The sequence below is a fragment of the Corynebacterium sp. HMSC075F02 genome, from assembly GCF_001838335.1.
GTDB classification, from domain to species: domain Bacteria; phylum Actinomycetota; class Actinomycetes; order Mycobacteriales; family Mycobacteriaceae; genus Corynebacterium; species Corynebacterium jeikeium_D.
The window spans coordinates 25,655-49,988 of sequence record NZ_KV836314.1 but is presented as its reverse complement, the minus strand read 5'-3'; the positions used below and the strand labels follow the sequence as shown (position 1 = coordinate 49,988).

Sequence of the window (24,334 nt, the reverse complement as noted above, 5' to 3'; positions counted from 1 at the left end):
ACTTTACAACTTGAAACGTAGAGAAAAAAGCGCCCTGCTAGTGATTGTTTTACTAGCAGGACTTGGAAGTCTTATTTCCTTTCGAGAACCGACTGGAAGCACCTCAGCATCACTTCGCGGTCTTCATCAGCAAGTGGTGAAATAACTTCCTGGCGAACAGTGTCTACATAATCCGGCGCCGCCTCGGCAAACACGTGCCGACCAACGCCTGTTAAGACGACGACATAATCCGAATCCGGGTCTTCGCCGTGGTCTTCGGTGTGAATAAATCCGCGCTTTTCCAACCTGTTGGTATGTAGCAGCGCGCGGGGATGGTTCCACTTCAGTCGATCACAAATCTTGTCAACATGCAGAATCCCCTCCTCTACCTCATGCAGAGCGATGAGCAGGGTAAAGTCCGCGAACGTCAGCCCGGTTCGAGTGCGTAGGCTCCGCTCGATATTGCGCTCTACCTCGCGAAAAGCAGCTACCATCGACTGCCAAAAGAGCTGTTCATCATCACTCAGCCATTCAAATGAGTTCATACTGCTCTAGGCTAATGGTGAGAGCCTCGAAGCGGAGACAAATGAGAAAACACTCACAGAAAAACTTTTGACTACTCTGCTTTTCCGTCGACGGAATCGGTGACCGCAGCATTGGCGGTCGCTGCAATCTTATCGAGCACAGCGGAAATCCCCTGATAGTCGATATTTTCACCGAGCACGTCAAACAAGACATGACGTACAAGCTTCACATGGTTCGGCGCCGCCTTCTCAATCACGGTTCGACCGTGTTCAGTAAGCGTGACATCGATACCACGGTTATCGCAGGCGCAGCGTTCCTTAGTTACTAGTCCACGTCGCTCCATGCGAGTAATTTGGTGCGACATTCGGCTGCGGTCCCATTCCAGGGACTCACACAGGGTGCGCATGCGCACAACATTGTCTTCAGCCTCGGAGAGAACAACCAGAACCGAAAAATCTGCAGTGGAAATATCGAGAGAATCTTGCAGCTGAAGGTCAATTGACCTGTCAACGGCCCGTTTAGCGTTCAGAATTGAGCGCCATAACCGCTGCTCTTCATCACTTAACCACGGAACATCTTGCATATGTACAGAGCCTACTATCTTGAAACCAAATCCTGAATTTTCATAAATTCCGCTCCTGTCACGCGATCAAAACGGGCTTCATCGCACGTCAGGACTAATACCTGCATATCGCGCCCCGCTTTGGCAAGAGCATTATTCATCCGCCGCAAACGGTGTTCGTCTGAATAACCTAACGCATCATCAATAATCACCGGAGCGCCTTGGCCGCCCTCCAGGACACCGGCAACGGCCAAGCGCAGCAGAATGTCCAGCTGCTCCTGCGCTCCACCAGATAGTTCATCGACATCGAACTTGCCATCGGCATTAGACCGTGACTCAATCTGCAAGTCCTCATTCATCGTGAACTGGGTTCCCGCACCGAACACACCGCCGCCGTACTCTTCGAGCTTGCGGAGCAAGGGGTCAGCCAGCGCATTCCGCGATGCCGCACGTGCCTGTGTCATTACCTCCATAAGAGTCTTGGCGGCGGCTGCACGGCGACGCATCGAGTCCCGATCTCGCTGTGTTCGCTCCACTACCCCCTCAGCAGCTGCCAGCTTCTCATTCGCGCTGTCGAAATAGTCCAAGTGCACCCGAATCTCTTGCCGGCGCTTTTCCAGCTCAGCCAGGCGATTCTCAACTGCATCCCGTCGCTGCTTAGCGCCCGCGAGCGATGCTTCCACGTCGTCGGCATCCCGCTGCGCCAGCTCTTTCAGAGCCGTAGCCAGCTGCTCTTCTGCCGCCTCATAGTCCTTGCCTCGGTTTTCCACCGCAGCAAAGATCTCGGCATCCGAGGCTTTTTCTCGCGCCGTCGTGAGCGAATCTTCGCGGACCTTCAGGACGGACCGAGCCCCTTCAAGCTCGCTGCTGGCCTTCGTATAGTTGGCGTGTGCAGGACGCTTTTCCAGCTTCGACAAGCGCATATCGGCATTGTCACGCTTCGACTCGGCATCCCTACGCCCCGCTGCAGCTTCTTCCAACCGAGCCTTCGCCGCTACCAAGTCAATCTCCGTCGGCGCATCCTCGCCCGCAAGTGCCCGATACCGCTCGCCCTGTACTCGTGCTTCTTCCTTCGCATCGTCCAACTCTGCGGTGAGCTGGTGATACTCCACACCGTCGGACACCGCAGTTATGGATGTCTCCACCTGGAATCTTGCTTTTTCCGCTTCACGACGTCGTGTGTGTGCCTCTTGTGCTTCCGCGACGGAATCAGCGCCTGCCGCCTCAAGCTGTTCCTTGAGCGATATCTCTGCTTTTTCTAGCTTGCGCTGCTGCGAATCTGAGCCGTCTCCGGGCTGAACAGCAACCGTGACGTCGCCAACTTCGATGGCCAACGGCTTAGTAACCGCACGTTGAACTGACTCAGCCTCCGGCGCTAGCCCCACTTTCTCGCCGTCGACCGTGACCTCCTGCGCACTACTAGCCGAGAGCTGCACACTCGGGCTCGACGCCTCCAGCACAGCGGTGGCTGTTGCAACTTCGCGTTCGCAGGTCAACAGTTTTTCCAGTACCTCCTCGGTAACGGAATTTCGTGCAATTACCTCCTTGTGCTCTGCCAATTGTGCACGGAGCTCATCGAGCTTCTCCACTCGCTTCGACAGAGCTTCGACCAAGCTGCGCTTCTCCCCCAATGCGACTTCAGCTGCAGCCAGCTCTTCTGCTTTTCGAGCTTCGCGGTACGCGGTCACAACCGCATCGCGATTTTCCTGCGCCTTCTTTAAAGCTGCGACCTCCTTATCGAACGCTTCCTTAAGTTCAGCAACTTTCTTCTCTGTGGCGGAATGCTGATCCCTGGCATCTTGTGCCTGCTGAATGAAGGTTTCGCGCTCTTGCTGAGCCTGTTTAGCTAAGTCCAGCTTCTGCTTCGCCGCTGCAGAGACCTCCTGTGCCTGGGACACGGCAACCCTGAACTTTTCGAGTTCTTCGAGTGCCTGCGCCCAATGCTCGACTTCGTTTTTGGCTTCTGGCAACGATGCCCGCTGCGTGTGTTGGCTTTCTTCATTACGAGCAGCTTCCTCATTGAGCGCTTCGAATTCCCGGACCTTTTTCGCCGCTTCGTCGCGCACCCGCTGGGCTTCCGCCAGCTCCTTGTCTACGTCGGTAAGCTGCTTGCGCTCTTTGCCATTTTTTTGGAAATAGTTGCCGTATTCAGCTTCAACGGCTTCAAACAGACCTACCTCTTCTGCGGTTTCCGCGCGCTGCCCCGATGCCGACTGCAGTGCGCTTGTGACCTGCGCATAACCGCCCAAGGAGAGTGTCTTTTGCGCTTGTCCCTGTTCAGCAACGAAAACCTGCCACAGGTTCTTGGTGTCCGCATTGTGCATTCGGGCGGCCAGCCACTCTTCCGCCTGGTCATCTTTAAGAACCTCGGCTGTCGGCGAGTGGACGGTGACGATTGTGCCGGTGTCCTTGGTGCTACCAAAGATCTTGTCCAGCGTAAATTCGTAGCCGTCAAGCTCCAGACGGAGCTTAACCTGCGGCTTTTCCTGGCTGGAGTGACTGTTCAGACTAAGCGCTTCGCTTGACCTGGACTTCCATTTTGTCGTCAGCGCAACGTGAATAGCTTTGGCGATTGTCGTCTTACCCGACTCGTTTTCACCGGAAATCACTACCACGCCCCGCTCGGCTAGCCCTGTGATTGAGAGTGAATCAATCGCACGTACATTGTGTAATTCGATGTCGTGAAAACGCATGATTTATTCCTTCTCTCCTGCCAGGCGGGCCAGCAAGCGAAGCGCATCGGCTGCTGCGGTGGTTTCAGATTCTGATAGGGGGCTACCGCTCTCGGTTCGTCCCTTACTCAAGACCGTTAGTTTTTCTGCAGCTATGAGCGGATAACCGGTGAGATTGAGATTAGAGATATCCCCCTCGGACGGAACCACCGTCAAATCGGAGCCACTTTCCCGGCGATAAAGTGCAGCGAAAAGCTGTTGATACTGCTCAAGTCGGTTTTCAAAGGTAGTCGACTCTGACAGTGTCACGGTTCCTCGCAATGAATACTTCACCGCTGTGTCTGTCTTCGCCTCGATACCGTCCAGTTCAGCAAAGAACTCATCGAGGTCTTCCGCGCCAGTGATATCCATGTCTATGGCATGAAAAGCCCACTGCCCCACTCGGTGGGAGGCCACGGTAACTGAGCCTTTTTCGGGGCCGCTCTCTACAATGTCGACGACGAGTGCATTGCCGGAATCCCGTTCTTTGTCGTCGTACGCTGTGGTTTCGTGTGCGCCGGAGAAATAAACTCTGCCAGCATGATCGAGTTGGCTCGTGGAGTGGGAATCCCCCAGCGCAACATAGTGCAACGCCCCGCGGTCAATAGCTTGTTCCAAGCTGGTCAGATCAATGGTGGCTCCTGCATCAGCACCAAAGCCTTCTACTTGGCCGTGTGCGACCATCACTCGGATTCCATCGGCGGGCTCAAGCTCCGTGGCTATTTCCGCCACGATGTCGTCTGCCGAATACTTGCCGCGCACTGGCACACCGATGAGTTCCACCCCGTCACGGATTGCAATGGGCGCGCTGTCGCGAATTACGTAAACTCCTCGGTCTTCCAAAGATTCGAAAGCACTACGTCGATAAATGGAAGAAGCATCAAGCGCATCATGGTTGCCGGGTAGGAAATACACCGGCACGGGTAGCTTGGCGATTCGCTCAAGAGCCCGCAAAAACACCTTGTCCGGCAATGTGTTGGAATCGAACACGTCTCCAGCGACGACAATGAACTCAGCGCCTTCGCTAATCGCCAACTCGCCGATGCGATCGATGGCGTTGAGTCGACTTTCGTGGAACCTAGCTTGGGCTTCACCGCCGTCGAGCTCTAGGAACCACCGAGTCATTCCCAGTTGCCAATCTGAGGTGTGAATGAATTTCATGACTAGCGCTCCTTTTGTCCCAGGCTCAGCGATTCCTGCAGATGTTGCCAACAATCTTCCAAATCAGCGACTGCACGAATGGTCTCTCTCGAAATTACGCAGGTTGGCTGCAATGCTTCATGCAGCAAACTGCGGTCGGTAACTGTTAGTGGGTCAATAACCTCGAGCGAAGGAACACTGACTCGTTCCAAATCATTGCCCCAGTAGTCGGCTTCGACAGCGAAAAGTTCGGCAACCTTCTTCTGCTCGTTGTCACCGCTATCTTTTCCACCAGCGTCATTCGACTTCTGGGCGGTTTTATTGGGATTCTCCCGAACCGCGCCACCAAGCCCGAGGCGCTTCGGCGCAGTCCGGTTTCGCAGCTGTGTTAGTTCCTGAAGCCGGCGTTGCAATTCGCGCTGCGGATAATCGCGCAGCTGTAGTAGCGACAGCGGATCGCGGTCGATATCAGCGACAAGTTGAGCGGCAACTGCAACGGTGTGCTTACACACAGGTGCCGGGTCCGGGCAGGTGCATTCGCTGTAAATGTGCTCTTCGCCATCGCACAACAGCATTTCCATCTGATCATACGGCAACTCGCCGTGCTCAAACTCTGTGAAGGCCGACGGATTGTTCACCAACCACCGCAGTACGTCGTCAGTTTGTTTCTGCTCCCGCCGTGGGAACCGAATAAAGACTGAAAATGGTTCCGGCTGGCTGCCCTGCACTTCACCGATGATGTAGCCATCCGCGATTCGAAGCCCCAGCACATTGCCGTCGAACCTGTACTTCTCACCTCTGTGAACACGACCCGAATCAGCGCCACGGATGATGAACTCCCACACCCACCGGGCAAAAGTAGTACGTGGCTCGACCGCCACGCGCGCTGCGGTTCCACGTCGCTGCTGTCCGGTAAATGCACCAGCCCAGTCCTGGGTGGCCAGGAGCTTTTCAATCGTCGAGCTGGTTGCTGGCGCGCTTCGCGCCGTAGTCCTTTTACGACCACGCTTTCCAGAGGGCCCCTTGCCAAACTCGGCAAAGATGACATTGTCGCCCCATGTCACGTCTCCGTCACCGGCCATCAGTACCACCTCTTCTGGACCCTAAACGGGGTCACATTGTTGGGAATCGAATCGTCATCCGAGATTGTGGAGTCCGATGCCGTGCCCTCCGGGTTCACCCCATCGGTCACCGTCCCACCGGACTTTGACTCCGCTGCGTCCATCGATTCACGCAGTGACTGAATCTTGTCCTTGTCCAATTGCCACAGAGACCGCAAACGGTGAAAGTCCATCTCCGTCAGCTTGGTTTCACCAGCGCGCACAATCGCATCCGCCAATTCTGCCTTCTCGAAAATCAGCTCGTCGATACGCTCTTCAAGCGTTCCCACACTGACCAGCTTGTGCACGTGTACGTCTTTACGCTGACCGATGCGGTAAGAGCGGTCCGTGGCCTGGTTTTCAACTGCTGGATTCCACCACCTGTCAATGTGAATGACGTGGTTGGCGGCAACCAGGTTGATGCCAACACCTGCCGCGAGAGTAGACAGCAAAATGATTGGTGGGCCGTCCGGGGCATTAAACTCTGCCACTACTTTCTCGCGCTGTGCCGGAGTCATTGCCCCTTGGATAAACGGAATGTCCACGCCCAGGCGCTTGCTGAAATGAGGGGCGAGCATCTTGCCGAACTCCACGAACTGCGTGAACACAAGCGCGCGTTCACCGTTTTGGACAATCTCATCGACGAGCTCTTCCAGCCGTGCAACCTTGCCCGAGCGATGCTGCCCATGATTAAGCAGCCCTGAGCCGTCGTGCTGGTAGTGCGCTGGGTGGTTGCAAATCTGCTTCAACTTCATGATGCCGCCGAGGATGATGCTCTTTCGCCCGAAGTTGCCAGAGCGATTCCGCTTCGAGCGCTTGAGCTTGTCCTCGATGTCCTTCACAGCTTCCTGATACAAGAAAGCCTGCTCCGTCGTGAGAGGAACCATCTCCACCTGCTCATTCTTCTTGGGCAGGTCCGGCGCAATAGCTGGATCCGACTTGAGTCGGCGCAGAATAAAAGGTGCTGTAATCGACTGCAATTGCAGTAGCATTTCCGCATTCCCATCACGCTCGATGGGAATCGCAAACTTGTTGCGAAATGCATTCGCCGACCCCAGCATGCCTGGATTACAGAAATCCATGATGGTGCGCAGCTCGCCCAAGTCGTTTTCCACCGGAGTACCAGTCATGGCGATGTTGTGCCGCGAGCCCAGGCTCCGCAGCGCTCTGGATACCTGGGCGTTGGGGTTCTTAATTGCCTGTGCTTCGTCAGCAATCACATGATCCCACTGCACTTGGGCGAGTTCGTTCACATCGCGGGTAGCAACACCATAGGTCGTCACAACAACATCGTGTTTTCCGATAAATTCTTGTAGTTCCCCACCATGAGGGCGGTTTGAACCATGCAGCAGCCCAACCTTAAGCTCTGGAGTGAACTTTGCCGCTTCTGCTGCCCAGTTGCGCAACACACCTGTCGGAACCACCAGCAGCGAAGTCTTGTGCCCTTGAGCCGTAGCATCTGCTTTCCGACGGCAGCGCTCATACTCCAACAGCGCCAGAATTTGCACAGTCTTACCGAGCCCCATGTCATCCGCGAGAATGACACCAAAGCCGCGGTTGGACATATCCGCCAGCCACTCCACACCGCGCTGTTGATACTCCCGCAGCTCACCGACAAAACTCGGTGGCACCTCGACCGACTCTGCGAGGGCCGTGGAACCGTCTGAGTACTTCGACACCAACGCCTTGAGCCAAGAGGGGTCCCTGGGGGCGACTGGCACTGCTGCTGGAGCTTGCGACTCTAAGCCACCGTCGAAGACCAGCTCTTTCAGGGTGGCTTGCCCCTTACCGGTTTCCTCCCCGGCCTTGGTCTGCTCCACCAAAAACTTCAGGGCTTCCCTAGCTACCTCTGGGTTCGCGTGCACCCAATGGTCTCGCAGATGCACTAGCCCCGTACTCGATGCAGCGAGCTCACGCATTTCCGCTTCCGTCAGTACGGCATCCCCCACGGCCAGCTTCCACTCGTAATCAACCAGTTGGTCAAATCCGAGTTTCGGTTCCGAACGGCGCCCAGCAGGCCCCGTCGGATCTAACTGGACGACTTCAGTGTGCAACTGCAGGGTGGTCTCCACTGACTTCCAGTTCGGCGGCAGCATCACATCGATATCAACCTTTGCCAGCTGCGAGATGCCATCAGTCATAAGCTCTATCAGCTGCTCTGAGGTCAGCAGCAGATCCAAGCCCGGGTGTCCCGCTGCTTTCGCATATTTGAGCGTTGGGAATGCCTCCTGTGCCGCCAATAGCTGCGGGCGAAGCAGCGACAGCACGGACCGGCGACACATTTCTGGATTCAGGCGCTCCGGAGCTGCGACGCCGATGCGGTAGTACATCCGCAATGGCCATAGAGTCTCATGTTCCACCGCAGCTGAACGAGGATTGAAGCGAGTTACTGAGCCGCCTTCTTCATCCGCTCGATTCCGCAACTCCAACAGCTGCGGAAGATCCACATCCGGCAAGTCTTCCAGCTGGCCTTCAAAACCAACAGGTTCCTGCACCATTAGCTGCAGACGAACATCCTCACCATCGGCCGACAGCCTCCACTTTGCCAGTGACTGCGCCACCCCCGGCGTCGCACGCCCCAGGGACTGAGACTGCAACAACGACCGCACGAAACTCTGCCGCTGTTCTGCCGGTTCATCCAGATCGGCCAGAAGCGCGTTGGTGACCCAATGAAACATCCGATTGATGAAATCCTCAGCCACCGTGGCGCCTCCGTTATCAATCAATACCGGTGGTGTACGAGAAATGACCTGACTCTGCCAAGCAATCTCACTCAGCCCCTCCGACATCCGCCACGTCGGCCACCACTCATTGTCTTCCCACGTCAGCGCCACCAATGCCCGCCCAGAGCGTGCGAAAGCATCCAATCCCTGTACAACATCCACAAAGAACCGAAGATCCGGTGCCATCGCCGCCGAGGAAACTTCCTCCTGCAATTGCACCAGTGCCGTCACCGCAGCCCATGGCGGGAACACCCATGTGGGTACCGCTTTCCCTACTGCCCGCCCCTTCGGTGTGCGCAGTTTTAGCGTCAGTTGCGCTCGACTCCCCTGGTCCAGCACTGCAAAAAGCCGACGCTGATGCGCCGGGACTTCCAGCAAATCCACGTCCGCAATAATCCGGTGCCCCTCTGGCCGCTCCACCCATAGGTGAAGACCCGAATCATCTTTCCAGACCGCGTGCAGCAGCAACGGCACCGCTGACTTAGCAACTTGGTCCATTACTTCCTCCCCACTGCTTGCTCAGTCATCACCGTCTAATCACCCGGCGACTTCGCCACCAGATATTTGTTCAATGAAGATTCTGCCACGCACCCCGGATCAGCTTTTCCACCACACCACAACATTAGCACGCATGTTCGAATTATGTATCTTGCAAAAATTACTCCTCCTCTACCCAAATACCCCTTTTCCCAGGTAATTTGTCGCACTTAACCGATTTTTAAAAGCTTTTTCAACGCTTCTTATCTTGCAATGCAGCGCATCACATGAAAACGTCGTATAGGCCACAAGAATTAAAAATGTGTGACTCGTGCAATAGTTCTGCCATGGTTCGCATGTGCCAGTAGGCTCCGCTGACTGTCGAAGATAGTCCGGAAGCTGAAGCTGTGCTGAATCGCGAACCGCAGGTTCCACCGTGGACGTCGGCCACTTTTTGGCTCGATGCTGCCGCGGCGCTGTGAACGTCGTCAAGCAGACTTGATTAAGCGAAACTGAGTTGTGCGCCGAAAATGCTTTTTGGTGCGCTAGGTAGTGCGCGAGTCCGACTGTACGACTAATAAATAATGAGGAGTTGCCCTGTGGACCAACACACATGGTTCATCATCGCACTAGTCATTTATCTGCTGTTGATGGTCTACATCGGTTGGACCGGATGGAAAAAGACTGCAGAGTATGACGAATACATGATTGGCGGCCGCGGCCTACATCCGTTCGTCGCGGCACTGTCAGCGGGTGCATCGGACATGTCCGGCTGGCTGCTGATGGGTCTGCCCGGCGCGATTTACCTTTCGGGTCTGAACCAGACCTGGATTGCAATCGGCCTGGTCGCAGGCGCATGGCTGAACTGGAAGTTCACCGCACCACGCCTGCGTAGTTACACCAAGATTGCTCGTAACTCGATTACCGTGCCGTCGTTCCTGGAGAATCGTCTGCACGATACGTCGAAGGTGCTGCGCGTTGCCGCAGGCCTGATTATTTTGCTGTTCTTCACCTTCTACGTCTCCTCGGGCATGGTGGCAGGTGGCCGTTACTGGGAGTCGACGTTCGGTGGCAACTACCTCGTCGGCATGCTGTTGGTAGCGGCTATCACTGTCGCGTACACCCTGTTCGGTGGCTTCCTGGCGGTGTCTTACACAGACACGGTGCAGGGCATCATTATGTTCATCGCACTGCTGGCGGTTCCGACTGTCGGCATCATCTACCTAATCAACAATGGCAACTCCGCCTCGGACATCTTCAGCTTTGCTGCTAACAACCCCTACCCGGGCAGCGAGGGACAGCCGGTTGAGGCCTTCTTCGATCCGTTCGCTGGCATTCCGCTAATCACGATTATCGGTCTGCTCGGCTGGGGTCTGGGCTACTTTGGCCAGCCGCACATTATCGTTCGCTTCATGGCTCTGCGTAGTGCAAAGGACGCAACCGAGGGCCGCCGCTGGGGCGTTGGCTGGCAGGCACTGTGCATGCTCGGCTCCGTCCTCGTGGCGCTGACCGCAACTGTTTTCTTCGCTACGAACCCAGATGCTTCGGTCACTGATGCGTCTTCCTACGAGACCATCTTCCTGGACATGACCCGCATCCTGTTCCACCCGCTGATTGCAGGCCTGATTCTGACTGCAGTACTGGCAGCAATCATGTCCACCATTTCCTCGCAGCTGCTGGTGTCTTCCTCCGCGCTAATCGAGGACCTGTTCAAGGCAACGGTCAACAAGTCCCTGCGTCCGAAGACCTACATGGCTCTCTCCCGCGTCGCCGTCGCGCTGATCGCCATCATCGCCGCAATCATCGCTGCTAACCCGAACAGCTCCATTCTGGATCTGGTTGGCTTCGCGTGGGCTGGCTTCGGCTCGGCATTCGGCCCGGTGCTGCTGGCCGCCCTCTACTGGTCGCGCCTGAACACGCCAGGTGCTGCTGCCGGCATGATCACCGGTGCGGTTGTCTCCTTCGCATGGGGCATGAGCTCGCTCAGCGACACTCTCTACGAGATCGTCCCGGGCTTCGCCGCTGCAACTGTCGTGATGATCATTGTCACGCTGCTTACCAAGGAGCCGAACGAGAAAATCAAGGAAGAGTTCGACCACGCAGCAAAGCAGGCTCTGGTCTAACGCTTTGATCTAGGCTTGGCCTCCGCTAGCCCCGCAGGCTAGCCCCGGCGCATACCTACAAGGGAACCGAAAAAGTATTTTTCGCGCCCAACTAGGTATGCGCCCTTTTTTATTTGCCATCCTGGCCGCCTCCCTGACTGCCGCCTTTGTCTCATCCTTTGCGCTTACGCGAGTTCTCGTCACCTCCTCCCCCGCGGGCTCGGAGACGGAAGCCGTCGTCAAGCAACTGCGCACCGTACGCGTCGTCGCCGACCGCCCCACCGTCACCGGATACAAGCGCGAGCGCTTCGACGTCTGGGCAGGTTCTGCCGATTGCAATACACGCCATAAAGTGTTGGCGGCGTGGTTCGGGGGCTCGGCGTGTTCGCTTGACGACGGCTCCCCGCGCGAAATCCCTGACCCTTACACGGGTGACCCGGTTGGTGCGCATGAGGTCGATATCGACCACATTTATCCGTTGGCAGCGGCGTGGGATTTCGGAGCCTACGCCTGGGATCCCGAGAGGCGTCGGCAATTTGCCAACGATATCGAGACCAACCTCGTGCCCACGCGAAGCGCGGTCAACCGGGATAAAGGAGATGCCAGCCCGGCGGAATGGCTTCCCGAGGATGCGAAGGCGTGTGACTACTCGCATCGTTACTTAGCGGTGGCCATTAAATGGGACCTGCCCGTATCGTCGGCAGACTGGAAGGCGATGGCCACTGCGTGTGGAATCCGCGCGAGGAAAGGCACGAAATAGAGAAAATAGTGCGAGCACGTTAAGTTAAGGACTGGTCTTAATAAAGAAATATCCAGGCCACTCCTCGCTTGAACGCGAGGCCTACATTCAGTCGTGGAAAGGTAATACGTGCAAAACGTAGTTCTTATGGTTCACGTCCTGGCGGCAATTCTGCTGCTTGGACCGGTGACTGTCGCAATTTCGATGTTCCCGAAGCTCGCGCTTGCAGCCCGCGGCGGAGAGGCTGGAACGGTCGGCGCCGCGCGCACCATGCACGCCATTTCGCGCACCTACGGCATGTGGTCGCTGCTCGTGCCGCTGCTCGGCTTCGGTGTCATGTTCACCGATGTGTCGACCTACATGAAGTCCGGGGCAATGCACGCCGCAATTCTGCTGGCTATCATCGCCTGGGCACTGTTGTTCTTCCTGGTCATTCCGCGTCAGCGTCTGATGATGGCCGGCCTCGGCATCGCTGACGAAGACGAGGATGCTGACGATCCGGAGTTCATCGAGCGTCGCAAGAAGGCTGAAGAGCTCGACTGGGACAAGCAGAAGGGCCAGCTGGCTATGTTCTCCGGCATCTTCTCCCTGCTGTGGGTTGTCGCCGGCATCCTGATGTTCTTCATCTAGAGCTCACGCTCAGACACAATAAAACTGCCGGTGCGCCTGTACGTTTCGGCCCGACTTTTAGGGCTTGGAAGTACATGCGCACCGGCAGTTTTTTTATTTTCTAGGTCAGCGCCAAGGGCGGTCGTCGGTTGTCGCCTGACGACGCTCCCCCCCCCCAGCTCACCTCACCTAGCAGGTTTAGCGGCGTCCGCCTCGGTAACCACCGCGACGGTCATCACGGCCACCACGGTAGCCACCGCGACCGCGACCGCCACCACGACGGTCATCGCGACCGCGACCACGGCCACCGAAATCGTCACCGTCATCGAAGTTTCCACGGTAGCCACCACGGCCACGGCCACCACCACGACGGTCATCGCGACCGCGACCACCACGGTATCCTCCGCGACCGCGGCCGCCATCACGACGATCGCCACGGTAGCCACCACGGCCACCGCGGTAGTCATCGCTGTCGTCGACCGAGGTGCCGTCGTCAAGCTTCAGCCCAATGAGCTGGCCGGAGATGCGAGTATCGGAGAGGTTGTTGATGACTTCTTGCGGCAGGTTGGCCGGCAGTTCGACCAGTGTGTGGTCGCCACGGATGTCGATGTGTCCGAAGTCCTTGGAGGACAGGCCACCCTCGTTGGCGATGGCGCCGACGATGGCACCCGGGCGGACGTGCTGGCGACGACCGACGCTGATGCGGTAGGTTGCGGTGCCCTCGCGGTCGAATTCGACCAGGTCAGCGCGCTTGCCCTGACCGCGCTCACCGCGGGAGCGACCATCGCGGCCACGGTTGCGGTCGCGGTCGAAACGATCACGGTCACGGTCGTTACGACGGCCACGCGGCGGTTCCTTCATTAGGAAGTCGCCCGACTGTGCCTGCGCAGCGATAGCGGCGGCGATATCAACCAGTGGGGTGTCGTGCTCTTCTGCGTACTCCTCGATGAGCTCACGGAAGACCGGAACCTGCGAATCAGCAAGCGCCTCGGTCAAGTCATCAGCGAACTTCTGCTTGCGAGAGTCGTTGACCTCATCGACGGTCGGCAGCTTCATCTCGTGCAGCTGCGACTTGGTTGCACGCTCAATCGAGCGCAGCAGGCGTCCCTCACGCGGGGTGACAAAGAGCAGCGCCTCGCCGGAGCGGCCAGCGCGGCCGGTACGACCGATGCGGTGGACGTAGGACTCGGTGTCGTGCGGAATGTCGTAGTTGACCACGTGGGAAATGCGGTCAACGTCCAGGCCACGAGCAGCCACATCGGTTGCCACCAGGATGTCCAGGCGGCCGTCCTTGAGCTGATCAATCGTGCGCTCACGGAGAGTCTGCGGGATGTCGCCGTTGATGGCAGCAGCGGAGAATCCGCGGGCACGCAGCTTCTCGGCGAGCTCCTCGGTCTCGTGCTTGGTGCGCACGAACATGATCATCGCTTCGAATTCCTCGACTTCGAGGATGCGGGTCAGCGCGTCCAGCTTGTTGCGGTGGCTGACCATCAGGAAGCGCTGGCGAATGTTGTCCGCAGTGCGAGTCTGGGACTTGACGGTAATCTCTTCCGGCTCCGTCAGGTACTGCTTGGACAGGCGACGAATCGCAGCCGGCATGGTAGCCGAGAACAGCGCGACCTGCTTGTCATCCGGGGTGTCGGCAAGAATGCGCTCGACATCCTCCTGGAAGCCCATCTGCAGCATCTCATCGGCCTCGTCCAGCACCAGGAAACGCAGGTCGGAAATGTCCAGCGAGCCCTTCTCCAGGTGGTCGATGACACGACCAGGCGTGCCGACGATAATCTGCGCACCTCGGCGCAGACCCGACAGCTGCACTCCATAGGACTGACCACCGTAGATTGGCAGGACCTGAATCTTGCCCAGGTGATCAGCAAACGACTGGAAGGAGTCCGCAACCTGCAGCGCCAGCTCACGGGTCGGAGCAAGCACCAGAGCCTGAGGTGCGCGGACGGAGCGATCAATGCGAGCCAGAATCGGCAGCGCAAACGCCGCGGTCTTACCGGTACCAGTCTGAGCCAGGCCGACGACGTCGCGGCCGCTCATCAGAGTCGGGATAGTAGCAGCCTGAATTGGGGACGGAGTCTCAAACCCAACCTTGCGAACTGCATTGACAATGTCATCCGGCAGCTCAAGCTCATCGAAGCCGACGGTGTCGTCGTTGTCGTCTTTGTTCTTTTCGGCCTTCTTCTCAGCCTTTTCCTTGACCTCGGCCTTTTCGGTCTTTTCCTCAGCGGCCTTCTCTTCGACCACCGGTGCTTCCTCGGCCACTACATCCTCGGCCTTCACAATTGCGTCCTCGCGGTTTTCGCGCTGATCCTCGCGGTTTTCCTCGACGCTGCCATTCATTTCATTATTAGCCATTTGGGGCTCTTCCTGGGCCTTTTCGCCCGCACACTCAATATTCAACAGTTGATTACTCACAGTTGGGTCGCACATACATGACCCGCCCAATTTACGTTCTTGTTTTTCAGTGCTCTCACGTCGGAATTGCGATGACATCGCTTCTCTTGCACATACTTCGAAAAATTGCGCCCAAACCCAATTCAGCTTTTACTTCCGAGGAGGGGCGCCCATCATGCACTATGCACTTTCAAGCGTTTCACCAGCGAATTTATACCGCTGCCAGATTCTCTGCGACATTGTCGTCAGGATTTCACACCGACTGCCCAGACTACGCCACCGTCGGTCAAAAAACCATTTCCTGTCCGCAAGGTCACAACACTAGGCGGTCGATTTCTTGGATGAGGCCCCGGCGCTGGGGCCGTCGTTAAGCGAGCGCATTGCACCCACTTCGGGGTGCCTATTTTGTAATTTCCTGGGGTGAGGTGGCTAACATTTTCCCTACAAGTTTGTACACATATCAGCTATTTTCCGCCGTGGAACACCCACCGTTCGGCGGACTTTTGCAACTACACAACGTATAAACCCAAGGTCGCTAGAGAATGTCCAGCTATAACAACGCACCAGAAACGCAGCCGTCTTCGCCCCGGCAGTCCCCGCTAAAACCACATTATCCCGACGAGTTTTCTGGGAATGGCGGGCAGCCGGATACACAGCCGTCGAAGCTCTCGGCAATGATTGGAGTTCTCGGGTTTCCGGGCTTTATTTTGGCGGGTTCGGCGCTGGCATTCTTCTTCCCCGCCCCGTTTACTCCGCTGACGGATTACATCACGTACTTCCTGATGATCATCATGTTCGCGATGGGCCTCACCCTGACCATCCCGGACTTTAAGCAGGTCGCTAAGCGCCCGTTGGCGATTCTCTTCGGCGTCATTGCTCAGTTTGTCATCATGCCGCTGCTAGCGATTGCCGTGGCGAAAGCCCTCGGCCTCAACCCGGCACTCGCCGTCGGCCTGCTGATGCTGGGATCCGTCCCCGGCGGCACCTCGTCGAACGTCATCGCTTACCTGGCACGCGGTGACGTCGCACTGTCCGTCGCCATGACCAGTGTGTCGACGCTGGTCTCGCCGATTATGACGCCGTTTCTTATGCTCGTGCTTGCCGACGCGCACACGGAGGTCGACGGCCTCGGGATGGCCTGGAGCCTCTGTCAGACAGTCCTCCTGCCAGTGATTGGCGGTCTGATTATCCGCTTTGTGGCCGATACCTTTATTAACAAGATCCTCCCAATCCTGCCGTGGATTTCTATTCTCGGTATCGGTGGCGTGGTCTTCGGTGCCGTGGCCAAGAACGCTGAGAGCCTGGCGAACATTGGCCTGATTGTGTTTGTGGCTGTGATCATCCACAACGTTCTGGGCTACGTGCTCGGCTTCTTTGCAGGCCAGCTGGTGGGGATGCCGACTGCGGGCAAGCGCACGGTGGCCGTGGAGGTCGGCACACAGTCCGCTGGCCTGTCCTCCGGTATGGCAGCGAAGTTCTTTACCCCGGAGGCAGCGCTTCCCGGCGCGGTGGCCGCTGTGGTGCATAACATTACTGGCGCTATCTATGTGGCTATTTGCCGAAAGGTCGATGAAGGCAAGGAAACTAGCAAATCCGCTTCTGCTTAAGCTGTTTTTGCTTCGGCTTCTTTGGCTCCGCTGTTCGACGAGTGGGCTGGTAGAGTCTCTCGCCCGAAGATCCAGCCCACCATTGCGACCAGCGAAATGACACCGCAAACAAAGAAACCGGCCTTGAACCCTGCGGCATCCACAATTGCGCCGACAATCAGCGGGCCAGAGATCGCTCCGAAGTCCTGAGCCATTTGGAAATTGGCCAGCACCTTTCCACCTTGGCGGTTGGCGCCGATGACGTCGGCAAGCACGGCCTGCTGCGATGGATTGATCATGCCAGCGCCGAAACCCGCGAGGACGGAGAGAATCAGTAGCGGAATGGCGCCGCTGCTAAATCCGATAGCGCCCGTGAACACGCCGTTGATGAACAGGCCCGTGATGAGCAGAGGGCGACGGCCGATGCGGTCGGAGAGACGGCCGGAAAACTGCAGTGCCGTGACATTGCCGAGCGCGAAGGCCGTCAGCGCGAAACCAGCTGTGGCAGTGGCGGCTACTGCCCCATCGCTGCCCGGTTCTGGGGTGCCAACATGGGAAAACGTTGCCGCGGCGAACAGCGGGACAATCGCGACGCGCACACCGAAGTTCGACCAACCGTTGGCGAAGGCTCCGACTAGTGCGCTCCGATATGCCGAGTCACGGATTGCCTCGGAGAACCTCAGCACCGGGGTCGTGCGCTTGGGCACTACATGGCGAAGATGCTCCGCACTCAGCGACATGCCGACCACAATCGTTGCCACGATCAGCGCCCCACCGTAGATGAAAAACGGCATCCGCATGCCCCATGCGCCCATTGCAGCACCAATGATCGGGCCAAAGACATTGCCCAACAGGAAGGCTGTGCCGTAGGCGGCCGAGCTCTTACCGCGGATCTCCGGCGGTGAAATCCGCACAATCAGCCCCATTGCCGAGACCGTAAACATCGTCGAACCGATGCCTCCGAGCGCACGAAACGCCAGCAGTTGCCAATATGTCTGCGCAATACCGACAAGCAAAGTCGAGAACGCGACAATACTGATGCCGGTTAGGTACGTGCGTCGATATCCGAGCTTCTCTACCAGTGAGCCCGATGCCGGCGCGAAGATTAGCCGGAAAATGGAGAACGAACTGACCACGAAGCTGGCCGCGAACACCCCCACATCGAAGCTGCGCGCGTACTGCGGCAAGATCGGTGCAATCAGACCGAAGCCCAGCGCAATGATGAACGCAGCGCTGACCAGAATCCAAATCTCTCGCGGAATCGGCTGTTTAGTCCCGTCTAATTCACCCTGCCAAGAATCCCGACCTTGTGGTTTGCTTCCCACCTCCGATGCGATATCCGGCTGAGATTCGCACTTTGCTTTACGACGAAGCAGGTCGCGCGAACGGGAAGCTGACAAGGTAACGGTCCTTTCTAAAACCTCTAGTCAGAGTCGCCCATTTCACTTTCAATTCGCCGGGCCAACTCTTTGCCAATCAAATGAGGAATTCCAACTACTAGTGCATTACCCATGCAAAAGGCACGATGGCCGTCGGTCATTCCTGTGTCCGTCCATCCCTTAGGGAATCCTTGCAGAGCATCCAGTTCATCTGGAACTAGACGACGCAGTCTTCCATCCACCTTAACCACATGCTTGAAACGGGAGGCCGATTTTCCGCCTTCACCAGTCAAAATCGTTCGGGAGGGCTTTTCCGTCGAGTCCGGGAAGGACATACTCCCCTCACTGTACAAATACGTAAAACCAGTCTTTTTATTGACTCGTTCTTCGCGCTTTGAACCCTTCAGATACTCCCACTTATGAACTTCATCCGCGTGAATAACGAAAGAATCTGGAACAGCAGACTCATCAACAAGGACATCCCCAAGAACTTGTCGAGGCCCATCATAGGACTCAACCACAGAAAATGTCAGCGCCTTGAAGTTCTGCATTATGCCTCCAGTTTCGAATGGAGACTTCTTGGCACCTAGTGAAAACGTCTTTGTTGCTTCATATGGATCCTCTGGAATCACAACTTCTGTGAAATGCAGAGGTTCCTCAATTGGTAAAGCCGCGGCCATGATGCCATCCTTAGCGCGCTGCTCTAATTCCCAGGTGCCGGGATTCTTAACTGCATAGATGTAGACCCGCTTACGTCGCTGCGGAAAACCATACTCAGCACTATTAATCACCCTCCACTCGACGGAGTAGCCGAGGTCACCGAAGCACGACAACATAATTGCAAAGTCGCGACCTCGCTGAGTAGCAGGGCTCTTCAGCAATCGATCAACGTTTTCCAACAAGACATACTTGGGGCTCTTTAGCTTAAGGAACCTGTAGATATCCCACCAGAGGACACCTTTTTTCCCTTCAATCCCACCTGCTTGCGATAGCGGTTTGGCAACTGAGTAGTCCTGGCACGGAAACCCTCCCACAACCATGTCTACATCGGGAATTTCGAACAGCCCGGCTTCCGCATTGTCGAGAACAACGTTGATGTCTTCATTCACACAGCTGTTCTCCCCGAACCTGTTTACATAACAGCGCCATGCAAACTGGCGAGCTGGAGTTCCTGGTGGTTCCCACTGGTTAGCCCACACGGTCTCAAATGGTCCTGCCGCCGGAAGAGATGCTATACCGTCGCTTTGATCCTGATAGCCGTCTAAGCCGAGGCGAAAGCCACCTACTCCCGCGAACAATTCGGCTACGCGAATGGTTTTATCAGACACGTTTCTCCAATCGCTACTGTGTTCTGATACGTCAGAGTGATTCTAACCATGACACAGAGGCCGGATCAAACTGGCCGATAGTTAACCAAAACCGCCGCCTTATTCGAACACTATTTCTAAATCTCTAGGAATTTAGAACCCGACTGATCTCATCACCCACGTACCCCGCGTTCAACCAAAAGGACTTTTTGACCACAGTTTCACCTCGCGGAGTAACAGCTGTATCTGCCTTGTTTCGAGCCTTCGGCCGAACGTGACAGCAACGGTTCTCCGTACTCTTAACCGACTCGCTAGCGCGCCCGTCGATTACACGCTCCCGCATCAGGTCGTAACATGCACGTGCCTCTACCAAGTCAGAGTCAGGCATCTGCCAAAACAGTACGTCCGCTAGTCGAAACTCTCCAAGATTCGACTCATCTTCGCAGAAGACAACAAAGAGGTACTTCTGCGCCAACTGCTCACTGAACTCGCTTTGCTCGAAATCTTGCTCCACCAAATCACGGTAGGAAAACCTTGGAAAAGATAGGGATTCCTTGGGCTTTCCATTTCTCTTCAAACGGATAACCTTAGGGACGATCCCAGCTTTTACAAACTCAGCAATTTCAGATTCCTTGTCCACACCGAGAATACTCTTAACAATAAGACTGCCAATATGCTTAGGAAGGCGGGTGTTACTGTAACCCAAGCCTTCAGCCAAGCTAGTAAGGGTACGATTCATATACGGCGCGAATCGCTTCTTTACCAGCCCAAGCAAATCCATATCTGCTTCTGATTGCTTTCGTTCAATCTCTTGAGCATTAAGCATGCCGTTGAGAATGACATCAATATAACTCCGCTTAAAGGCCCATGCCCGAGGCTTCGCCGGCTCATCCGAGAATGGCTGCTTCCGCGTAATCGTGCTATTCGCTGCCTTAGTACAGGCTTCCAGGTACATCGTGTCACCAGATGAAATGGTGTGCGCTTGTCCTCGTCGGACCTTCTCCTGAATCAATTCCCAGTCACTGCGAAGCTGGACAATGTCATCCTGCGACAGTTCCCAAAGCTTCGCGAGAAGAACCTGGTAATCGACAGGATTCTTATCCTTTTCAAAAAGGTATGCCACTAATAGCATGCGGCTAATCTTGGCCAGCAGATGCGACTCAACCCACTGTTCCTCAGGGAGTGAAAAGTAGTCAATCATCGAAAGGACAAGACGTTCCTTTGCGGAATAATCACCTTTTCTAGTCAATTTCATCGGCGTACTTTTTAGTTCGACGCCTATTTTTGTAAAGTCTGCTTCTGCATTACTGTTAGCCGGAATCTTGAAATAGAGTGTCTCTAACGCGGAACCGAATGCCCCTCGCTTTACCCTCGGATCATCCAAATCCTCGACACCAAGTGCCTCTCGAAGAGATTTTCCGACTATCTTTTCGGCGTAGTTTACAACTGACTCCACATCAGAATCGTCATAGCCTAGCTCAGTCGAAAAGCTCTTCATAGCAAAAAATGTCCCATCACTCGATTCCTGCATATCTCTTTTCGTATGCTGGTGCGTTTAGCTTATATAATTTTGCGGCCAAAATACGAAAGCCAAACCCCTCCCCCGCCACTGTGGCGGAATAGGGGGTTGAACGGAGCGTCGTAAAGCGAACGCCCTATCTACGAGACTGCGGTGACCTGATTAGAACAGGCTCGGCAGGTTCGCCTGCGAGGAAATGTTGCTGACAGACTGCGTTGCCTGAGCGGTCGCACCCGACAGCTCCGGAATCGGCAGCTCCGGGAGAGACGGGCTCTCCGAGATGATGTCGGCAATCTCCGGCGGGACCTCGACGCCCTCTGGGAGCAGCTCGCCAATCGGGCCCAGCTCCGGCTCTTCCTGTGGGACGTGCTGCTTGGTGTACTGGGAGTCCTCGTCAATCGTGCGGAACTCGGACTGCGGTTCAGTGGAGGTCTCTACCTTGAAGCGCTCGTTGACCTGGCCGTCCGGGATGTCGTACTGCTCTTCAAGAGCAACGTCAATCGGCTGGAAGCGACTCAGCGGGCCGATGCCCATGGAGTTAACGCCAATGGCCTCGCGAGTCTCCGGGTTGAAAGCGTTTCCGCCCGAATCGCCGTGGTCAATCGGAGCGATAGCCCAGACACCATTGCGGACTCGGAAGACCTGGAAGCCGCAGCCACGGCCGGTACGGGAACCGTCGGTGCACACGGGCTCACCGAGGTTGTCGAAGGAAATCTCCATCGGCTCGAGAGTGCGCTTGTCCTCGATACCGACGATCTGAACCGGCTCGCCGTGGACGTTGCCGAACTCATCAACAGAGTGGGACATAGAGGTGGTCTTGATGTCGTCCTGAACCTCAATGATGCCGTAGTCACCGCTATTGAAGAGGTCGTTGAAGAACTCCGGCATAGTGGTGTTTTCGTCGAAGTCACCCTCTTCCGGCATGACATCGGTGCCCATGTAGTCCTTGTTGACCAGCCTGTCGCCATCCTTGGTTGGGATGAAGAACTGGCCGGTGACCTCTTCGCCGGTTTCAGTATCCTTCGCCACAACACAGTGGCCGGCAGTCATGATGACACGATGCGAAACGCCATTCTGATCCACAACGGTGCCAGGAACTCCCAGAGAGCACATCGGGGACTGAACATGACGTCCATCGATGTTCTTGCTGCTCGGGAACGGCATTCGCAACGGCGAGCCCGGGCCGATGACAACATCCGAGTTTGCCGGTGCAGCCTCAGCTACCGCGATTCCGGGCACAAAGCCACCTGCAGCTACCGACAGTGCAGCCGTAAGTGTGGCGACCTTCTTCGAACTGGCCATAGTGTGCGCTACTCCATTTCTGTACAGAAAACTTGTCCCACTCAGTGTATTAGGGACACCTTTACAAAGCTCTCCAAAAATGGAACCTAGGGTGAAATTCTCAGTCGAGGAACCGTTCAATCGCCTTCACGGCACGCGCATTACGCATCAAAAAGTTTGTTCAACAGCAATGCAAGAGCCAGAACCATCCGCCTTGGATGATTCTGGCTCTCTTAACGGTTCGGGGGTGATTTTTGTCAGATTCTCAGACTGGTGCTAGCCCTCAAAGCTTGGAAGCTGAATTTCTGCCAACTGAGGCAGCTCAAACGGCTGTGACGATTGTGGCAATTGGGGCGATTGTGGCAGCTCAGGCAGTTGCGGCGACTGCGGCAACTGGTCCACAAGATCAGTTAACTGCGGTACAGAACCTTCCTGAGAACCCTGCGAATTCTGCGTCCGGGCGTACTCCTGATCCGCCGCCATATCCTCGTTGAGGGTGCGATAGGTGGAGTCGCGCTGAGCCGTGGAATCCGATACCTCGAAGTGGTCGTTTACTTGACCGTCGGGAATGCCGTAGGCCTCCTGGATGGCAATATCCGCGGGCATCACACGCGAGACCGGACCGAAGGTCATCGAATTCACGCCAATAACTTCATTTGTGGTCGGATCGTAGGCATTTCCGCCCGAGTCACCGTGGTCAACGCCGATACCAACCGTCCAAATGCCGTTTCGAGCCCGGAATACCTGATAGCCACAGGCACGTCCGGTACGCATGCCGTCCTTACAGATAGGTTTGCCAAAATTATCGAAGGAGACCTCGCCACGCGGCAGATCTTCATTGTCTTGAATGCCAGTCATCGCTACAGGCTCCCCGTAGCTCTGACCATTTTCATCGATGGAGTAACTTGCGCCGGTAGTTTCTACGTCTGGATCAAGGTTGATTACTCCATAGTCTGCACCATTAAAGGCCGCCGGCAACGACCCCAGTCCGGCATCTTCCTGCGGCACTTCCCAACGGTGAGCACCTGTCGTACCAATGCGCTTATCGCCTTCGGTGGTTGGCACATACACCTCACCGGTAACGATTGGCAGACCCACATCCGGAGCATCATTCACACAGTGCCCTGCGGTCAACATGACCCGATGCTTTTCCCCATTGCGGTCCGTCACCGTTCCCGGAACACCCGCCGAACACATCGGCGAGTTGACATTTCGGTGCCCATCCCACGGGCTTCCCTCCATGGGAGTTCGAATCGGGTCACCCGGACCAACCACGACAGCATGTGCCGCGACCGGGGCTGCTAAGGACAAAAGTGCTGCGAAAGCCGATACCGCCATTCGACTTCTTGCGTGCTTCATTGAGACGAATCTTTCAAATTTTTAGTTTTCCTTTAGGGCCATCCCCCACACTAATCCACCACCCCACCCCCAGAAATAGCGTTTTCTCAGACTCTTGGACTTTTACAAAAGTCGTTATCGAATCGTTTCCACAACCCCACATGTCCCTGCAATAACACCAGGCACCTAGCCAATTGACTACCCCCACTTGGGTAGCCAATTGATGCTAAACATATCTCGAACATTAGTTCTATATGTTCGAAAATGTGAGTCCGGGGTGTTCGATAACTTGTGAACCATGAACACAGCAGACGAGTTTCCCATTCATCGCCGCCTAGCTCTTCCCCCACTATCCGCTACCTACCGTGCAGAATGTTTCGAAGACCTCGACCTCATCCGCACAATCCTCTGCCACCCCACCATCGGCCGTAGGCATTCGCCCGGCGCGCTAGATCACACCTTCTCGCTTCCCGACGGGCCTGTGGTCACCGTCCGCGCGTCACGGATAGCGCTTCCTCGCGCACTGGTCTCCCAGCTTGCCGACGTGCACGCGGAATACTTCATCCTGAAGGATGAGCCCATGTTCATGTACTCCGTTTCCGTCAAGGTGGAATCCTCATCGGAGGTAGTCCTCCGCGGAATTGGCGGTTCGAATCGGACGCGGGAAGAAAACCGCCGACGTACTCGGGCTGTGGCTGAGGCACTCCATCGTGCGCAGGACTGCAGCAAGATACACGAAAACGGCACTGACCTCGCACTCCCCGGGCGCCGTTATAGCTGGATTGGCACCAGGGACGCGCGGCCACTGCCGTGTCCTAACGAGCTCTTTTCTTCTCGCCCATCAGCGGCTTAGC

General features: G+C 56.2%; 17 protein-coding genes. 5 read left to right on the top strand and 12 right to left on the bottom strand.

What is annotated here, in order from left to right:
• Window positions 1-71: 71 nt before the first annotated feature.
• The 6 genes from HMPREF2920_RS07880 to HMPREF2920_RS07855 all read right to left on the bottom strand — a co-directional run bounded on the left by HMPREF2920_RS07880 (window position 72) and on the right by HMPREF2920_RS07855 (window position 9,238).
• Window positions 72-524 (bottom strand): MarR family winged helix-turn-helix transcriptional regulator, encoded by a 453-nt coding sequence (locus HMPREF2920_RS07880; protein WP_038628433.1) that lies wholly within the window; start codon window positions 522-524, stop codon window positions 72-74.
• Window positions 525-595: 71 nt separating this feature from the next.
• Complete coding sequence (locus HMPREF2920_RS07875) at window positions 596-1,087, bottom strand: MarR family winged helix-turn-helix transcriptional regulator (RefSeq protein WP_049172025.1); 492 nt, start codon at window positions 1,085-1,087, stop codon at window positions 596-598.
• A 14-nt stretch (window positions 1,088-1,101) separates the two neighbouring features.
• Window positions 1,102-3,759 carry an ATP-binding protein gene (locus HMPREF2920_RS07870; RefSeq protein WP_070429340.1) on the bottom strand — a complete coding sequence of 886 codons (2,658 nt, stop codon included), beginning with the start codon at window positions 3,757-3,759 and terminating at the stop codon, window positions 1,102-1,104.
• 3 nt (window positions 3,760-3,762) lie between these two features.
• Window positions 3,763-4,938, bottom strand: coding sequence for a metallophosphoesterase family protein (locus tag HMPREF2920_RS07865; RefSeq protein WP_070429341.1), 1,176 nt, complete (start codon window positions 4,936-4,938; stop codon window positions 3,763-3,765).
• Between the two features lie 2 nt (window positions 4,939-4,940).
• Complete coding sequence (locus HMPREF2920_RS07860) at window positions 4,941-5,999, bottom strand: hypothetical protein (protein ID WP_070854141.1); 1,059 nt, start codon at window positions 5,997-5,999, stop codon at window positions 4,941-4,943.
• Complete coding sequence (locus tag HMPREF2920_RS07855; protein ID WP_070854140.1) at window positions 5,999-9,238, bottom strand: DEAD/DEAH box helicase; 3,240 nt, start codon at window positions 9,236-9,238, stop codon at window positions 5,999-6,001. Before HMPREF2920_RS07855 ends, HMPREF2920_RS07860 begins: the two co-directional genes overlap by 1 nt.
• Before the next feature lie 578 nt (window positions 9,239-9,816).
• Between HMPREF2920_RS07855 and putP the strand changes: the two genes are divergently transcribed.
• The 3 genes from putP to HMPREF2920_RS07840 all read left to right on the top strand — a co-directional run bounded on the left by putP (window position 9,817) and on the right by HMPREF2920_RS07840 (window position 12,688).
• The gene (putP, locus tag HMPREF2920_RS07850) at window positions 9,817-11,340 is read left to right on the top strand and encodes a sodium/proline symporter PutP (RefSeq protein WP_070546799.1); all 1,524 of its coding nucleotides are present in this window, start codon (window positions 9,817-9,819) and stop codon (window positions 11,338-11,340) included.
• A 97-nt stretch (window positions 11,341-11,437) separates the two neighbouring features.
• Entirely contained in the window at window positions 11,438-12,079 is a 642-nt protein-coding gene (locus HMPREF2920_RS07845) for an HNH endonuclease family protein (RefSeq protein ID WP_049172013.1), read from the top strand.
• A gap of 108 nt (window positions 12,080-12,187) precedes the next feature.
• Window positions 12,188-12,688 carry a hypothetical protein gene (locus HMPREF2920_RS07840; protein ID WP_049172012.1) on the top strand — a complete coding sequence of 167 codons (501 nt, stop codon included), beginning with the start codon at window positions 12,188-12,190 and terminating at the stop codon, window positions 12,686-12,688.
• Window positions 12,689-12,865: 177 nt separating this feature from the next.
• On the opposite strand, the gene HMPREF2920_RS07835 is transcribed toward HMPREF2920_RS07840, so the two are convergent.
• The gene (locus tag HMPREF2920_RS07835; RefSeq protein WP_049172010.1) at window positions 12,866-15,031 is read right to left on the bottom strand and encodes a DEAD/DEAH box helicase; all 2,166 of its coding nucleotides are present in this window, start codon (window positions 15,029-15,031) and stop codon (window positions 12,866-12,868) included.
• A 713-nt stretch (window positions 15,032-15,744) separates the two neighbouring features.
• Between HMPREF2920_RS07835 and HMPREF2920_RS07830 the strand changes: the two genes are divergently transcribed.
• Entirely contained in the window at window positions 15,745-16,677 is a 933-nt protein-coding gene (locus HMPREF2920_RS07830) for a bile acid:sodium symporter family protein (RefSeq protein ID WP_070854139.1), read from the top strand.
• Here the strand turns inward: HMPREF2920_RS07830 and HMPREF2920_RS07825 are convergent.
• The 5 genes from HMPREF2920_RS07825 to HMPREF2920_RS07805 all read right to left on the bottom strand — a co-directional run bounded on the left by HMPREF2920_RS07825 (window position 16,674) and on the right by HMPREF2920_RS07805 (window position 23,480).
• Window positions 16,674-18,056 carry an MFS transporter gene (locus HMPREF2920_RS07825; RefSeq protein ID WP_070429347.1) on the bottom strand — a complete coding sequence of 461 codons (1,383 nt, stop codon included), beginning with the start codon at window positions 18,054-18,056 and terminating at the stop codon, window positions 16,674-16,676. The two genes, HMPREF2920_RS07830 and HMPREF2920_RS07825, sit on opposite strands and share 4 nt — an antisense overlap.
• Window positions 18,057-18,079: 23 nt before the next feature.
• Window positions 18,080-19,363: a DNA (cytosine-5-)-methyltransferase gene (dcm, locus tag HMPREF2920_RS07820; protein WP_069358840.1), complete on the bottom strand. Its 1,284-nt coding sequence runs from the start codon at window positions 19,361-19,363 to the stop codon at window positions 18,080-18,082.
• Window positions 19,364-19,487: 124 nt separating this feature from the next.
• The gene (locus HMPREF2920_RS07815; RefSeq protein ID WP_070854138.1) at window positions 19,488-20,873 is read right to left on the bottom strand and encodes a Sau3AI family type II restriction endonuclease; all 1,386 of its coding nucleotides are present in this window, start codon (window positions 20,871-20,873) and stop codon (window positions 19,488-19,490) included.
• A 150-nt stretch (window positions 20,874-21,023) separates the two neighbouring features.
• A complete protein-coding gene (locus HMPREF2920_RS07810) occupies window positions 21,024-22,163 on the bottom strand; it encodes a trypsin-like serine protease (protein ID WP_246821107.1) in 1,140 nt (379 codons plus the stop codon).
• Between the two features lie 255 nt (window positions 22,164-22,418).
• Window positions 22,419-23,480, bottom strand: a complete 1,062-nt coding sequence (locus HMPREF2920_RS07805; RefSeq protein WP_070854137.1) for a chymotrypsin family serine protease — start codon at window positions 23,478-23,480, stop codon at window positions 22,419-22,421.
• Window positions 23,481-23,778: 298 nt separating this feature from the next.
• Here HMPREF2920_RS07805 and HMPREF2920_RS07800 point away from each other — a divergent pair, with 298 nt between their 5' ends.
• Complete coding sequence (locus HMPREF2920_RS07800) at window positions 23,779-24,333, top strand: hypothetical protein (RefSeq protein ID WP_049190066.1); 555 nt, start codon at window positions 23,779-23,781, stop codon at window positions 24,331-24,333.
• Window position 24,334 lies beyond the last annotated feature (1 nt).